This is a genomic window from Pseudomonas citronellolis (genome assembly GCF_900112375.1).
GTDB lineage: Bacteria > Pseudomonadota > Gammaproteobacteria > Pseudomonadales > Pseudomonadaceae > Pseudomonas > Pseudomonas citronellolis.
On the sequence record NZ_FOLS01000025.1, the window covers coordinates 84208 to 99573 of the forward strand.

The following is a 15366-nucleotide window of genomic DNA, read 5'->3' on the forward strand; positions in this document are numbered from 1 at the left end:
AGGGCCCATGAGGCCCTGGACAATCACAAGAACAATCCTGCGTGCCGAGGTGCTGTCGATGAACGCGACGCCTGAGAACCCACCCAAGAACCGCCTGGGCCACGGCCTGAAGAGCCGCCAGGTGACCATGATTTCCATCGGCGGCGTGATCGGCGCCGGGCTTTTCGTCGGTTCCTCCAATGCCATCGCCACCGCCGGGCCGGCGGTGTTGCTGGCCTATCTGCTGGCTGCGGTCATCGTCGTGCTGGTGATGCAGATGCTGGGCGAGATGGCCACCGCGCGGCCGGACACCGGCTCCTTCTCGTCCTATGCCGACCAGGCCATGGGGCGCTGGGCCGGGTTTTCCATCGGCTGGCTGTACTGGTGGTTCTACGTGCTGGTGATCAGCATCGAGGCCATAGTCGCCGGCAACATCCTCGCGCCCTGGCTGGGCGTGGCGCCCTGGGTGGCGGCGCTGGGCATCACCCTGGCGCTGACGCTGTGCAACTGCCTGAGCGTCGGCAACTTCGGCGAGCTGGAGTACTGGCTGGCGTTGTTCAAGGTGGTTTCCATCGTCGGCTTCATCGTCCTCGGCGTGCTGGCGATCTTCGGCTTGCTGCCGGGTTCTTCCACTTCCGGCGTGCAGCATCTGTATGCCGACGGCGGCTTCATGCCCAAGGGGCCGGTGTCGGTGGTGGCGGCCATGCTCACCGCGATGTTCAGCTTCCAGGGCAGCGAGATCGTGACCATCGCCGCCGCCGAGACCAAGGAGCCGCGCGCCAATATCCGCAAGGCGATCCGCGCCGTGGTCTGGCGCCTGGGGCTGTTCTACCTCGGCTCGATGCTGGTGGTGGTGTGCCTGGTGCCGTGGAACGCGCCGGGGCTGGCGCAGGGTTCCTACCAGTCGGTGCTGGCGGCGATGAACATTCCCTACGCGCCGCAGATCATGAGCGTGGTGGTGCTGGTGGCGGTGAGCAGTTGCCTGAATTCGGCGATCTACACCGCCTCGCGCATGGCCTACTCGCTGGCCTGCCGCGGCGATGCGCCGCGTGCCTGGGGCCGCACCAACCGCCGCGGCGTGCCGCTGGGCGCGGTGCTGAGCACCGCCGGCGTGGCCCTGCTGGCGCTGGGCGCGAACTACCTGCTGCCCAAGGAGGTGTTCGACTTCCTGCTCGCCTCCAGTGGCGCCATCGCCCTGCTGATGTACCTGGTGATCGCCATCACCCAACTGTGCATGCGCCGCAAGCTGCGCGCCAGCGGCGAGCCCCTGGCGGTGGAGATGTGGGCCTTCCCCTGGCTGACCCTGGCGACCATCGCACTGATCGTCGGCATCCTGGCGATCATGTCGGTGTTCCCCGGCCACCGCGGCGAGCTGCTCACCACCCTGGGCCTGAGCGCCGTGCTGGCGGGCATCGGCCTGTACCTGCAGAAGCGCCAGCCGCAGCTCTCCGCGCAGCGCGCGCAGGGCGGCTTCGGCGAACTGGCGGCGTTGTGACGCCGCTTCACAACGCCTGTGCCGGCGGCCCGGTTTTTCCGCCGCCGGCGCCCACCTAACCTGCCCGTGGCGGGGCTCGCCGAGCCCGCCGTGGCCTTCCCCAACCGCCTGATAGAGAGTGATCGATGAGCATCGCGATGAAGCCGGACGAACTGGCGATTCCCTACCAACTGCCGCAGGTGCCGTTCATGGCGCCGGACATGGTCCTGCCCGGCGTGCTGGACCAGTGGCTGGAAGACGACCGGCTGTGGGTCCCGGTGACCGCCAGCGTCTCCTTCAAGCCGCTGCTGCTGAGCGTGAGCGGCGGCTACTACATCAACCTGCTGCGCGTGCGCCAGAGCGGCGTGCTGTCGCGCCATCGCCACACTGGTGGCGTGCACGCGCTGGTGCTCAAGGGCCGCTGGTGGTACCTGGAGCACGACTGGATCGCCGAGCAGGGCTCCTTCGCCTTCGAGCCGCCGGGCGAGACCCACACCCTGTTCGTGCCCGAGGACGTCGAGGAAATGATCACCTGGTTCCACGTCCAGGGCGGCTACACCTACGTCGACCCGCAAGGCGTGGCGGTGGGCTACGAGGACGTCTTCACCAAGCTGGAGGCAGCGCGCCGGCACTATGCGTCCATCGGCCTGGGCGAGGACTACGTCGAGCGCTTCATCCGCTGAAGCGGGCCGGCACGGCGGGCGCTATGCTCGCCGCCACGGCGCATCGAGGACCGGACATGGACAACTATTCGCAACTGCTGGCCTTCATCTGGGCGGTCGAACACGGCAATTTCTCCGCCGCGGCGCGCGCCCACGAGATGACGCCTTCGGCGATCAGCAAGCTGATCAGCCGCCTGGAGGATCGCCTGCAGGTGCGCCTGTTCCAGCGCGGCACGCGGAGCCTGACGCTGACCGAGGAGGGCGCCGCCTACCTGCGCAGCGCCCGCGCCGTGGTGGAGGCGATGGCCGAGGCGGACTCGCTGGCCGAGGCGCTGCCGACGCGGGTCAGCGGCACCCTGCGCATCCACACCATGACCACCTTCGCCAAGCACCAGATAGCGCCTTGGCTGCCGGAGTTCCTCGACCGCTACCCGGCGCTGCAGGTGGAGATCCAGGTCGGCGCGCAGTACGTCGACCAGTTCGAGCAGGGCCTGGACCTGGCCATCCACAGCGGCGTGCTGCCGGACTCCAGCCGGGTGACCCGGCGCCTGGGCGAGACGCAGTGGATCACCTGCGCCGCCCCGGCCTACCTGGCGCGCTGCGGCACGCCGCGCCACCCGCAGGAGTTGCTGCGCCACCGCTGCTTCCAGTTCAGCTTCGACAGCCCGTGGAACCGCTGGAGCTTCCGCGCAGGCCCGGAGCGCCTGAGCGTGCCGGTGACGCCCGCGGCGACCTTTGCCCAGGGCGACCTGCTGCGCGACATGGCCCTGGCCGGCGCCGGCATCGTGCGCCTGGCCGACTTCCACATCGGTGCCGACATCCGCGCCGGCCGCCTGGTGCAGGTGCTGGAGGAATACCCCAGCGACCTGCGCGAGCCGGTGTACCTGATCTATGCCAACCGCAAGCACCTGAGCCCGAGGATAAAGGTCTTTCGCGACTTCCTCGAACAGCGCCTGCGGGAGGCTCCCTGGAGCCTGTCCTAGGGCAGGCCGTTACGACCCATTCACGAGGCGCCCGCACGGCGGGCGCGATGCAGGAGTAGACCATGGCCCATCTGGTGGGTGACGTATCCAGCGCCGCGCGCATTCTTCCCGACCTGGACGGCGAGAAGCTGTTCATCCAGCGGGGCAGGGGAGCCTACCTCTGGGATGCCCAGGGGCGGCGCTACATCGATACCGCGCTGGGCTTCGGCGCGGTGCTGCTCGGCCATTCCGAGCCGGCGGTGATCGAGGCGGTGGGCGCCGCCTTGCAGGACGCCGCCGCGCCGTCCTGGGCCCACGTGCGCGAGCATGCCGCCGCCGACTGCCTGGCGCGCCACGGCGGCGCGCTCGACAAGGTGATCTTCACCAACTCCGGCAGCGAGGCGGTGCACCTGGCCTGCCGCGCGGCGCGCGCCTACACCGGCCGGCCGCGCATCGCCAAGATGGCCGCCGGCTTCGACGGCTGGTTCGACGAGGTGACACTGGGCAACGTCGGCTCCGCCGAAGCCACCTTCGCCCCTGGCGAGCGCCCGGCGAGCGAGCGCATGACGCTGCTGCGCTACAACGACTTCGACGACGTCGAGCGGCTGTTCGCCGAGCACAGCGACATCGCCGCCGTGCTGCTCGAACCCATGCTGGCCAACGCCGGCTGCATCATGGCCGCGCCCGGCTATCTGGCGCACGTGCAGCGCGTGGCCCACGCCCATGGCGCGCTGGTGATCAGCGACGAGGTGCTGATGGGCTTCCGCCGTCACGCCGGCCTGAGCAGCCTGTACGAGGGGCTGGACCCGGACCTGGCCAGCGTCGGCAAGGCCATCGGCAACGGCGTGCCGGTCTCGGCGGTGCTGGGCAAGGCGCACATCCTGGCCGGCTTCGAGGAAGGCCGGGTACTGCGCGGCGGCACCTTCAGCGGCAACCCCATGGCCTGCGCGGCCGTGCAGGCGACCCTGGCGCAGCTCGAAGACGCCGACTATGCCGCGCTGATGGCGCGTGGCGAGGCGCTTCGCAGCTGGATCGAGCGGCTTTTCCGCGAACACGGCCTGCCCCTGTCCACCAGCGGCTACGGCAACGTCTTCGGCCTCTGGCCGGCCGAGCGGGCGCCGCGGGATTTCGACGAAGCCGCGCGCATCGCCAACCCCGGCTTCAGCAAGGCGCTGCACCTGGAACTGCGCCGCGCGGGCCTGCTGCTGATGCCGTCGCCCTATGGCCGGTTGTACCTGTCCTTCGCCCACACCGATGCGGTGGTCGAGGAGATGAAGGCTGCGTTCGAGCAGGCGGTGGGGCGTTTGGTCGAGGTGCTCTTGTAGGAGCGAGCTTGCTCGCGAACAAGCGCGGTGCCATGCGGTTCGCGAGCAAGCTCGCTCCTACGAAAAGCCGTGCTCGCCTGCAACGTAGGAGCGGAGCTTCTCCGCGATAGCCGGATGTATCGGCGCGATTCGCGGATAGGATCCGCTCCTACGCTGCCCCACCTGCGCCATTCCCATGTAGGAGCGCGCCCTGCGCGCGAAATCGCGGGCAGGGCCCGTGCGGGAATGCGTGGTGTTTTTCCCGTAGGAGCGGAGCTTCTCCGCGATAGCCGGATGTATCGGCGCGCTTCGCGGATGAGATCCGCTCCTACGCTGCCCCACCTGCGCCATTCCCTTGTAGGAGCGCGCCCTGCGCGCGAAATCGCGGGCAGGGCCCGTGCGGGAATGCGTGGTGTTTTTCCTGTAGGAGCGGAGCTTCTCCGCGATAGCCGGATGTATCGGCGCGCTTCGCGGATGAGATCCGCTCCTACGCTGCCCCACCTGCGCCATTCCCCTGTAGGAGCGCGCCCTGCGCGCGATTTCGCGGGCAGGGCCCGCTCCTACAGGTTGTGGGCTTTCAGGCTTGCTGGCGGGCGCTTTCCTGCAGTCGCCGGGGCTCGGCGGCGGCTTCTTCGCCGGCCAGCTTCTGCGCCGCCGGCTCGTCTTCGGCGTTGACCGAGCGGCGGAAGCCCTTGATGGCTTCGCCGAGGTCGCTGCCCAGGTGCTTCACCCGCTTGCTGCCGAATACCAGCAGCGCCACCAGCAGCAGGACCAGCCAGTGTTTCCAGTCGAATATGCCCATCGCCATGTCTCCAGATCGCGGTTCGGTTGTTGTTATTGGCGCCTGCATTTTTGGTGGGTGGGTTCTGCTGCAGAAGGCACTATCCAACAGATAACCTGGACTTTTCGTGGATCGTGCGGGTGGCCGATCTACGGCGGGAGGGCAGGGCTGGAGACTTTTCCGCGAGGAGTGGAATTTTCTTAAGAGTATTCGCTTGGCTTGTCCGCTGAATATTTATAACTAATTGATTTTTAAGTATTTAATTCGTGGCATGGTAATTGATTGGGGGTCGCCGGCGCGGCACGCAAGTGGCCGCGCGCCAATCCGATAACAACAAAAGGCCGGCACTCCCATGTTCGATCAATCCGTTCGCCTTCGCGTATCCCGCCTCGCCTGCGCCATGCTCCTGGCCGGCGCCGCCACCTCGGCCCTCGCCACGGAGGGCGGCACCTCCTCCTGGCCCATGGGCATCGAGATCTACGGGATGGGCATCCTTCCACCGCCTGGCACCTACGCCCAGCTGTTCGCGGGCAACTACCTGGCCGATACGTTGCGCGACAACGGCGGCCACAAGGCCGCCGACATCGACCTGCGGGTCTCCACCCTGGTGCCGCGTTTCGTCTGGGTGACGGAGCAGAAGGTGCTGGGCGGCGACCTCGGCTTCCATGCCCTGCTGCCGCTCACCGACATGCGCCTGAACATCAAGAATGGCCCCCACGACCACAAGCGCGGCATCGGCGACGCCCACCTGGGCCCGGTGATCGGCTTCCACCCGAGCGAGAAGTTCCACGTGGCCACCGGCGTCGACTTCGTGCTGCCCACCGGCAGCTACGACAAGGACGACATCATCAACCTGGGCACCCACTACTACACAGTGCAGGCGGTGCTGGCGATGACCTACGTGGACCCGGCGGGGCCCAACGCCGACATCCGCCTGATGCACGACTACAACTTCGAGAACCGCGCCACCGACTACCAGTCCGGCCGTGAACTGCACGCCGACTACACCCTCGGCTGGGGCATGGGCAACGGCTGGGTGCTCGGCGTCGGCGGCCACGCCTACCAGCAGATCAGCGACGACAAGCTCGATGGCCATACCGTCGAGGACTCCCGCGGGCGGACCTTCTCCATCGGCCCGGCGGTGCAGTATGCGAGCAAGGACGGCTGGTTCTTCAGCGCCAAGTGGCAGGACGATACGGGCGTGCGCAACCGGCCGGATGGGCAGACCTTCTGGTTCAAGTTCACTACGCCGCTTTGAAGGGGCGGGGGTTCTTCGTAGGAGCGAGCTTGCTCGCGAACAGATTCCGCAGCGGGGCTCATTCGCGAGCAAGCTCGCTCCTACGAGAAGCCGTGCCTGCCTGAACCGTAGGAGCGGAGCTTCTCCGCGATAGCCGGAACCACCGGCGCGATTCGCGGATGAGATCCGCTCCTACGCTGCCCCGCCTACGCCATTCCCCTGTAGGAGCGCGCCCTGCGCGCGAATCGCGGGCAGGGCCCGCTCCTACACTCTCCGGCAAACACAACGCCCGTAGGATGGGTTGAGCGAAGCGATACCCATCACCATGGCCCGATGGGTATCGCAAGCTCAACCCATCCTACGAAAAGCGCCTCGGCGCAGTTCGCAAGACAGCTGCGGCTTCAGCGCCCCTTCAACCGGTAGCTGACCTGGGCGCGGCTCATGCCGAGCATCTGCGCGGCGGCGGTGATGTTGCCGCCGGTGCGTTCCATCGCCACCTGCACCAGGCGTCTTTCCACGTCTTCCAGGGAGATGCCGAGGGTCGGGTTGCGGCCGGAGACGAAGGCGAGCAGGCTGGCCAGTTCGGGTTCTTCCACGGCCTTGCCGGGCGCTGCTTCGGGCGTCGCTGGCGCCTGCTCGGGCTGTTCGCCGCCGGCTTCGGCCAGGGGGCGCGTCAGCCGGCCTTCCGCCGTCAGCCCTATGGGCGCGGCGATCGGTGCGGCGCCGCCTTCGGCCAGGTGGATGACATCCATCACCTCGCCATCGGCGGCGGCGATGACGCCGCGTTCGATGAGGTTCTGCAGCTCGCGGATGTTGCCCGGGAAGCGGTAGGTCAGCAGCGCGTTGACCAGGCGTGTGCTGAAGCCCGCCAGTTGCCGGCCGTGGCGCAGGCTGAACTTGCGCAGGAAGTAGCTCATCAGCAGCGGGATGTCTTCCCGGCGCTCGCGCAGCGGCGGCAGGTGGATGGGGAAGACGTTCAGGCGGTAGAACAGGTCCTCGCGGAAGCGCCCGGCCTCCACCTCGCGGCGCAGGTCGAGGTTGGTGGCCGCGACCACCCGCACGTCCACGCGGATCGCCGTGGTGCCGCCGACCCGCTCCAGCTCGCCCTCCTGCAGCACGCGCAGGATCTTGCTCTGCGCGGCCAGGCTGAGGGTGGCGATCTCGTCGAGGAACAGGGTGCCGCCGTTGGCCCTTTCGAAGCGCCCGGGCCGCGAGCGTTCCGCGCCGGTGAAGGCCCCGCGCTCGACGCCGAACAGCTCGGCCTCCACCAGGTTCTCCGGCAGGGTCGCGCAGTTCAGCGCCACCAGCGGCCCCTGGCTGCGCTTGCTGGCCTGGTGCAGGGTGCGGGCGAAGAGTTCCTTGCCCACGCCGGATTCCCCGGTCAGCAGCACCGTCGCCTGGGTCGGCGCCACGCGCTGCAGCAGTTGGCTGGCGGCCATGAAGGCGGCGGAAATGCCGACCATCGGCTGGTCATCGTCGGGGCTGGGCAGCGTGGCGACCGTGGTCGCCTGGCTGCTGCCGTAGGTGCTGCGGCCGAGGAAGTCGCTGGCGTCCAGGTGGGCCAGGTCGGCGTCGATGTCGTCCCATTCCTCCGCCGGCTTGCCGATGATGCGGCAGGCGTGGTGGCCCATGGCGCGGCACTCCACCTCGCGGAACACCACCAGGCGCCCGAGCAGCGACGAGGCATAGCCGCTGGCGTAGCCGATGCCCATCCAGCACGAGGGCTCGCTGCCCAGGCCGTAGGTGGCGATGTGTTCGTCGGCCTCCAGCGAGTTGTGCCAGAAGAACTCGGAGTAGAAGTGGCCGATGCTGGTGTCGATCTCGAAGTTGATCGGCTCGACGTTGACCATCCCTTCGAGCATGTGCAGGCGCGGCCCGGCGCTGTACAGGCTGGCGTGGTCGCCCTCGGGCCACTGCTCGCTGACCTGCGCCGCGTCGCGCGCGCCGGCCTGCCAGCCGATGCGGGTGAGCAGGCCGCGGGCCTTGTCCAGCCCCTGGGCCTCGATCAGTTCGCGGCGGATGGCGCCGAAGGCGGAGCCCTGCAGCAGCATCATGCGCTGGCCGCACAGCCAGATGCTGCCGTCCTGGGGAGAGAAGGCCACGGTCTCGGCCAGTTGCTCGGCAGAAGGCAGGCCCCGTGGATCGAATTGGCAGGCGCGGTCGACGATCAGGCGTTTCTGCCGGCTGAGCATGTGCCGGAAGAACTCTTCGTCCACCGCGCGCCCGTGTTTGCCCGGATTTGTAATAGTCATAAGGCAGTTCAAGAAGACGCAGGCTGGTCTGGGGAGTATGCCGGCCCGGCCACGGCGGTCAATCGGATTCCAGTCCGAGGGGGAGGGGCGGCGAGCGCAAAACGTACGATAACCGCACGAAATCCCGTTTTTGGCCGCGTCCGTCGAGCTTTCTCCAGCGCCGCGATTTTCTCTGCACAAAATTCCGCGGCCGCCGTGCCGCCAGCGCGAAAGGCGCCGTAGAAGTCTTCCGATAAAATCACAACTATTTGTTTTTAAAGGATATTTTTACGGATAGCGCAGCTGGCACGATAGTTGTTAATGCCGAAACACTTGCAACTGAAAAATCCATAACAAGAAACCGGTGATTTCGACATGAACATCCTCCGCGCTTTCCGCCATGCCCGTGCACTAGCCCATCCCGCCCTTGCCCGGCGCCGCCCGGCCCGCCCCGGCGACTGACCTTCGCCCAGCCCGTTTCCCTGTTTCCGTGGCCTTCGCCCAGGCCGGCGGCGGCCGTCCCTCGTCCAGACAAGAGGCACCAGCAACGATGAGCACCAGACCCCAGCCCTACCAGAACCTCGACCTGCAGCCGATCGCCGGCGCCTGGCGCGCCGGCGGCAGCGGCCGGCACATGGAGGTCCTCGACCCCTACAGCGGGCAGAGCCTGCTGCGCCTGGCCCTGGCTGACCGCGCCGACCTTGACGCCGCCTATGCCAAGGCCGCCGAGGCCCAGGTGGCGTGGGCCGCCAGCGCGCCCGCCGAACGCGCCCGGGTGATGCTCGAAGCGGTGCGCATCCTCGATGCGCGCCGCGAGGAGATCATCGACTGGCTGGTCCGCGAATCCGGCAGCACCCTGCTCAAGGCGCAGATCGAATGGGGCGCGGCGCGCGCCATCACCCTGGAGGCGGCCAGCCTGCCGAACCGCGTGCACGGGCGCATCGTCGCCTCCAACGTGCCGGGCAAGGAAAGCCGCGTGTACCGCGTGCCGCTCGGGGTGGTCGGGGTGATCAGCCCGTGGAACTTCCCGCTGCACCTCACCCAGCGTTCGCTGGCCCCGGCCCTGGCCCTGGGCAACGCCGTGGTGGTCAAGCCGGCCAGCGACACCCCGGTGTCCGGCGGCCTGCTGCTGGCGCGCGTGTTCGAGGAGGCCGGGCTGCCGGCCGGCGTGCTCAGCGTGGTGGTCGGCGCCGGCAGCGAGATCGGCGACGCCTTCGTCGAGCACCCGGTGCCGGCCTTCATCTCCTTCACCGGCTCGACCCAGGTCGGGCGCAACATCGGCCGCATCGCCAGCGGCGGCGCGCACCTCAAGCACGTGGCCCTGGAGCTGGGCGGCAACAGCCCCTTCGTGGTCCTGGCCGACGCCGACATCGAGCAGGCGGTGAACGCCGCGGTGGTGGGCAAGTTCCTCCACCAGGGGCAGATCTGCATGGCGATCAACCGCATCATCGTCGAGCAGCCGGCGCTGGAGGCCTTCACCCGGCGCTTCGTCGAGCGCGTCCAGGCGCTGCCCTATGGCGATCCGCGCAAGCCGGAAACCGTGGTCGGCCCGGTGATCAACGACCGCCAGCTGCAGGGCCTGCGCGAGAAGGTCGCCAAGGCCCTCGACGAGGGCGCGCGCCTGCTGGTCGGCGGCGAGCCCCAGGGCAACGTCATGCCGCCCCACGTGTTTGGCGACGTGCACGCCGGCATGGAGATCGCCCGCGAGGAAATCTTCGGCCCGCTGGTGGGCATCCAGGCCGCGCGCGACGCCGAGCATGCGCTGGAGCTGGCCAACGGCAGCGAATACGGCCTGTCCAGCGCGGTGTTCACGTCGAGCCTGGAGCGCGGCGTGCAGTTCGCCCAGCGCATCCACGCGGGCATGACCCACGTCAACGACATGCCGGTCAACGACGAACCCAACGCGCCCTTCGGCGGCGAGAAGAACTCCGGCCTGGGCCGCTTCAACGGCGACTGGGCGATCGAGGAATTCACCACCGACCACTGGATCACCCTGCAGCACTCGCCGCGGCCCTATCCCTTCTGAGCGGCCGGCGGCCCCACCAATCCAATAACAAGATGGAGTACGAAATGTCCTTATCCTTCGACAGCCCGGCTGTGAAACGGACCTTCGCTGCTTGCCTTTGCGTGCCCTTGCTCGTGCTGGCCGGTAGCGCCTTCGCCGACGGTGACGGCGTGTGGAAAGGCGGCGCCAACGTCTACGAGAAAGTCTGCGGCCGCTGCCACGAGACCGGCATCGGGCCGGAGCTGAAGGGGCGCCAGCTGCCGTCGCCCTACATAGTCGCGGTGGCGCGCAACGGCCTGCGGGCGATGCCGGCCTGGCCCGCCTCCTTCATCGACGACAAGGCGCTGCAACAGGTCGCCGACTACATCTCGCAGGCGCCCGCGCCGGCGGCCAAGCCCTGAGGAGCGCGCCATGAATCTCGAACGTCGTTCCCTGCTCAAGGGCATGGCCCTGGGCGGGCTGGCGGGCATCGCCATGGGCGGCTCCGGCCTGGCCCTGGCGCGTGGCGTCGCCGGCAGCGCCGTGGCACAGCCGACGCTGGTGCTCATCAGCCCGGCCGTGGCCGGCTCGGCCTTCCTCCAGGGCCTCGCCGCCAACCCGGCCGCGGCCCGGGCCGAGCTGCTGCGCAGCGATGCCAGCCTGGCTTTCGTCCGTGAACTGCAACAGCGCCTGGAGGCCGGACGGCCGCAGCGCATCGTCGGCCTGCTGGACGACGCCAGCGCCGCGCTGGTGGTCGACCTGGCGCGCAGCGCCGGCGCCCGCGTGCAGTGGCTCGGTGAGCACAGCGCCGATGCGCGCGCCTCGCGGCACCGGCTGATCACCGCGGACGCCGCCCACGGCCACGCCCTGCAACTGGGCCTGCAGCTGGACGCCTGCGGCGCCGGCTTCGACCTGCGCGAGCAGTGCCCGCTGGGCAGCCGCCAGCCCCTGCGCCTGGGCGCCGCCGGCCGCAGCGCCGGCAACGCCGAGCAATGGGCCGCCACCCTCGGCTACGGCCTGGCCTCGCTCGGCGCGCAGCCGCCGGCGCCCGCGCCGCTGGTGGCCGGCCGCCCGAGCCCGCTGGCCGGGCATTTCGTTTCGTTCTCGATCCAGGCTTGAAGGAGCACCTCCCATGACTGACGCAACCAACAAGGCCGTGCTCCCGCGCGGAGTCGACGCGAACCACTTCCAGCAGGCGCTGGCCAAGTTCCGCAAGCTGCTGGGCGAGGACAACGTCCTGGTCAAGGACGACCAGCTGATCCCCTACGGCAAGATCATGATGCCGGTGGACAACGCCGAGCACGCGCCTTCCGCCGCCGTCACCGCCACCAGCGTCGAGCAGGTGCAGGGCGTGGTGAAGATCTGCAACGAGTTCAAGATCCCGCTGTGGACCATCTCCACCGGCCGCAACTTCGGCTACGGCTCGGCGGCCCCGGCGCAACGCGGCCAGGTCATCCTCGACCTGAAGAAGATGAACAGGATCATCCACATCGACCCGGAGCTGTGCACCGCCCTGGTCGAGCCCGGCGTCACCTACGGCCAGCTCTACGACTACCTGCAGGAAAATAATCTGCCGCTGATGCTGTCGTTCTCCGCGCCCTCGGCCATCGCCGGCCCGGTGGGCAACACCATGGACCGCGGCGTGGGCTACACCCCCTACGGCGAGCACTTCCTCATGCAGTGCGGCATGGAAGTGGTGCTGGCCAACGGCGACGTCTACCGCACCGGCATGGGCGGGGTACCGGGCGACAAGGCCTGGCAGGTGTTCAAGTGGGGCTACGGCCCGACCCTGGACGGCATGTTCACCCAGGCCAACTACGGCATCTGCACCAAGATGGGCTTCTGGCTGATGCCCAAGCCGCCGGTGTTCAAGCCCTTCAGCATCGTCTACGACGACGAGGCGGATATCGCCGACATCGTCGAGATGATCCGTCCGCTGCGCATCGCCCAGATCATCCCCAACGCGGTGGTGATCGCCAACGCGCTGTGGGAGGCCGCCGGCATCAGCGTGCGCCGCTCGGACTACATCAAGGAGAAGGGCGCGACGCCCGACTCGGTGATCCAGCAGGTCGTCAAGGACAAGGGCCTGGGCCAGTGGAACGTCTACGCGGCGCTGTATGGCACCCCCGAGCAGGTGGAGGTGAACTGGAAGATCGTCACCGAGACCGTGAAGAAGTCCGGCAAAGGCCGCATCGTCACCCAGGAGCAGGCCGGCGACACCCAGCCGTTCAAGTACCGCGCCGAGCTGATGAGCGGCGTGCCCAACCTGCAGGAATTCGGCCTGTACAACTGGCGCGGCGGCGGTGGCTCGATGTGGTTCGCCCCGGTCAGCCAGGCCCGCGGCAGCGAGTGCGACAAGCAGAAGGTGCTGGCCAAGCGCATCCTCAACAAGCACGGTCTGGACTACACCGGCGAGTTCATCGTCGGCTGGCGCGACATGCACCACGTGATCGACGTGCTCTACGACCGCACCGACCCCGAGGAGACCCAGCGCGCCCACGACTGCTTCGCCGAGCTGCTGGACGAGTTCGCCAAGGAGGGCTACGCGGTGTACCGCGTGAACACCGCCTTCCAGGACCGCGTGGCGCAGATCTACGGCCCGGTCAAGCGCCGGGTGGAGCACGCCATCAAGCGCGCCCTGGACCCGAACAACATCCTCTCGCCGGGCAAGTCCGGCATCGACCTCGCCAACAACTTCTAGCAACCGCAACAGGCCCCGCCGGCAATCGCCGGCGGGGCCGTTTCGCACAGCTGAATCCACTGGCCCGTTCCGCGCACGCCGGGTGCCGGGGGCCCCGGAACGGGAGCGACTCGCGCCATGCGCAACTGGTTTGACAACCTCGGCGTCACCTACAAGCTGGGGCTGGGCTTCGGCCTGGTCCTGTGCCTCACCGCGCTGCTCGCGGTGGGCGACTGGATCAGCCGCGAGAGCCTGCTGGAGCGCAGCCGGGCCCAGGAGGTCTACGGCGCGCTCAACGAATCGCTGGCGGAACTGCGCCTGTCGCTGCAGGACTATTTGCTGGACGGCGCCAAGGCGGCCAGCGAGCAGCGCCTGGGCGCGGCGCTGGACGACTTCGAGCGCCAGCAGGCGGCGATGCGCGCGCGCAAGCTGTTCGCCCGCGCGGACCTGCTCGCCCTGGAGCAGCAACAGGGCGAACTGGTCGGCGACTACCGCCAGGCCCTTGGCAAGCTGCAGGCCGCCAACCATGCGGCCAGCGCCGTTCGCGACGAGATGGCCGAGCGCGCCGAGCGGGCCTTCAAGGCGCTCAGCGCCCTGCAAGCGCTGGCGGCGGGCCTGGACGAACACGACGAACGCCGCTTCGCCTACTACCAGGCCGGCACGCAGCTGATGCAGGACCTGCTGCTGGTCCGCTACCGCGCGGCGGGCTACGTGGCCCACCCCGGGCCGGAATCCGAGCGGCTGCTGAACGAACAGATGCGCCTGGCCATGGAAAACTTCCCGCGCCAGGCCAAGGTCTTCGGCGCACAGCCCCCCGCCGAACTGCTGGCGGTGGCGGCGGACCAGCAGAGCTACGCCAAGTGCATCGAGGCCTACCGGGCCGCCACCGCCACGGTGGAACAGGCCCGCCAGGTGCTGGTCAAGGTCGCCGAGCAGACCCGCGAGATCACCCAGACGCTGACCCGCCAGCAGATCGAACTGCGCGACGAGGTGGCGGCCTTCAGCCGCATGGCCCAGGCCAGCGTGGCCTTGCTGGCGATACTGGCCAGCGCCCTGGCCGCCTGGTTCATCACCCGCCGCATCACCCGGCCGCTGCACGACACCATGCAGGTGGTCGAGCGCATCGCCTCGGGCGACCTGTCGCAGAACATCCAGGTTCGCCGCCGCGACGAGCTGGGCAGCCTGCAGCAGAGCATGCAGCGCATGAGCTGGAACCTGCGCGACCTGATCGGCGGCATCCGCGATGGCGTGACACAGATCGCCAGCGCCGCCGAGCAGCTCTCGGCGGTCACCGAACAGACCAGCGCCGGCGCCAATAGCCAGAAGGTCGAGACCGACCAGGTGGCCACCGCCATGCACGAGATGTCCGCCACCGTGCAGGAAGTGGCGCGCAACGCCGAGCAGGCCTCCCAGGCCGCCTCCGCCGCCGACCGCGAGGCCCACGACGGCGACCGCGTGGTGAACCAGGCGGTGGAGCGCATCGAGCGCCTGGCCCGGGAAGTGGAACGCTCGGCCGACGCCATGCAGCGCCTGGAGCAGGAGAGCGAGAAGATCGGCAAGGTGATGGACGTGATCAAGTCGGTGGCCGAACAGACCAACCTGCTGGCGCTCAACGCCGCCATCGAGGCGGCCCGCGCCGGGGAAGCCGGCCGCGGCTTCGCCGTGGTGGCCGACGAGGTGCGCGGCCTGGCCCTGCGCACCCGGCAGTCCACCGAGGAGATCGAAGCCCTGGTCGCCGGCCTGCAGAACGGCACCCGCCAGGTCTCCAATGCCATGCTCGGCAGCCGCGAGCTGACCGCCAGCAGCGTGGCCCTCAGCCGCCAGGCCGGCGAGTCGCTGGGCAGCATCACCCGCACGGTGTCCAGCATCCAGGCGATGAACCAGCAGATCGCCACGGCGGCGGAGGAACAGAGCGCCGTGGCCGAGGAGATCAGCCGCAGCGTGGTCAGCGTGCGCGACGTGTCCGAGCAGACTGCCGCGGCCAGCGAGCAGGTCGCCGCTTCCAGCGTGGAGCTGGCGCGGCTGGGCGGCGAGCTGCAGGCGCTGGTCGGCCGCTTCCACGTCTGAGCCCC

12 protein-coding genes and 1 pseudogene are annotated in these 15366 nt (G+C 68.8%); 11 read left to right on the top strand and 2 right to left on the bottom strand.

Annotation, left to right across the window (positions count from 1 at the left end):
• Positions 1-58: 58 nt before the first annotated feature.
• From BM060_RS22225 to BM060_RS22240, 4 genes are all read left to right on the top strand, one after another.
• Entirely contained in the window at positions 59-1474 is a 1416-nt protein-coding gene (locus BM060_RS22225) for an amino acid permease (RefSeq protein WP_074983055.1), read from the top strand.
• Between the two features lie 125 nt (positions 1475-1599).
• Positions 1600-2136, top strand: coding sequence for a 2,4'-dihydroxyacetophenone dioxygenase family protein (locus BM060_RS22230; RefSeq protein WP_009618259.1), 537 nt, complete (start codon positions 1600-1602; stop codon positions 2134-2136).
• A gap of 56 nt (positions 2137-2192) precedes the next feature.
• Positions 2193-3098 (top strand): LysR family transcriptional regulator, encoded by a 906-nt coding sequence (locus BM060_RS22235; protein WP_074983057.1) that lies wholly within the window; start codon positions 2193-2195, stop codon positions 3096-3098.
• 62 nt (positions 3099-3160) lie between these two features.
• Positions 3161-4402 (top strand): aspartate aminotransferase family protein, encoded by a 1242-nt coding sequence (locus tag BM060_RS22240; RefSeq protein ID WP_074983060.1) that lies wholly within the window; start codon positions 3161-3163, stop codon positions 4400-4402.
• Between the two features lie 556 nt (positions 4403-4958).
• Here the strand turns inward: BM060_RS22240 and tatA are convergent.
• Entirely contained in the window at positions 4959-5183 is a 225-nt protein-coding gene (gene tatA, locus BM060_RS33605; RefSeq protein WP_074983062.1) for a twin-arginine translocase TatA/TatE family subunit, read from the bottom strand.
• Positions 5184-5514: 331 nt separating this feature from the next.
• Between tatA and BM060_RS22250 the strand changes: the two genes are divergently transcribed.
• Entirely contained in the window at positions 5515-6420 is a 906-nt protein-coding gene (locus BM060_RS22250) for a SphA family protein (protein WP_009618267.1), read from the top strand.
• 380 nt (positions 6421-6800) lie between these two features.
• Here BM060_RS22250 and BM060_RS22255 read toward each other — a convergent pair whose 3' ends face one another.
• A complete protein-coding gene (locus BM060_RS22255) occupies positions 6801-8651 on the bottom strand; it encodes a sigma-54-dependent Fis family transcriptional regulator (protein ID WP_074983064.1) in 1851 nt (616 codons plus the stop codon).
• A gap of 529 nt (positions 8652-9180) precedes the next feature.
• Here BM060_RS22255 and BM060_RS22260 point away from each other — a divergent pair.
• The 6 genes and pseudogenes from BM060_RS22260 to BM060_RS33760 all read left to right on the top strand — a co-directional run bounded on the left by BM060_RS22260 (position 9181) and on the right by BM060_RS33760 (position 15361).
• The gene (locus tag BM060_RS22260; protein WP_074983066.1) at positions 9181-10656 is read left to right on the top strand and encodes an aldehyde dehydrogenase family protein; all 1476 of its coding nucleotides are present in this window, start codon (positions 9181-9183) and stop codon (positions 10654-10656) included.
• A 44-nt stretch (positions 10657-10700) separates the two neighbouring features.
• Positions 10701-11036, top strand: coding sequence for a c-type cytochrome (locus BM060_RS22265; RefSeq protein ID WP_009618272.1), 336 nt, complete (start codon positions 10701-10703; stop codon positions 11034-11036).
• Between the two features lie 10 nt (positions 11037-11046).
• Positions 11047-11733 carry a hypothetical protein gene (locus tag BM060_RS22270; protein ID WP_064582160.1) on the top strand — a complete coding sequence of 229 codons (687 nt, stop codon included), beginning with the start codon at positions 11047-11049 and terminating at the stop codon, positions 11731-11733.
• Between the two features lie 13 nt (positions 11734-11746).
• Complete coding sequence (locus BM060_RS22275; protein ID WP_074983068.1) at positions 11747-13315, top strand: FAD-binding oxidoreductase; 1569 nt, start codon at positions 11747-11749, stop codon at positions 13313-13315.
• Positions 13316-13432: 117 nt separating this feature from the next.
• Positions 13433-14503 (top strand): annotated as a pseudogene (locus BM060_RS33755) (methyl-accepting chemotaxis protein); the annotation flags it as partial.
• A complete protein-coding gene (locus BM060_RS33760; RefSeq protein ID WP_439895981.1) occupies positions 14498-15361 on the top strand; it encodes a methyl-accepting chemotaxis protein in 864 nt (287 codons plus the stop codon). The pseudogene BM060_RS33755 and the gene BM060_RS33760, both read left to right, overlap by 6 nt.
• Positions 15362-15366: the final 5 nt, after the last annotated feature.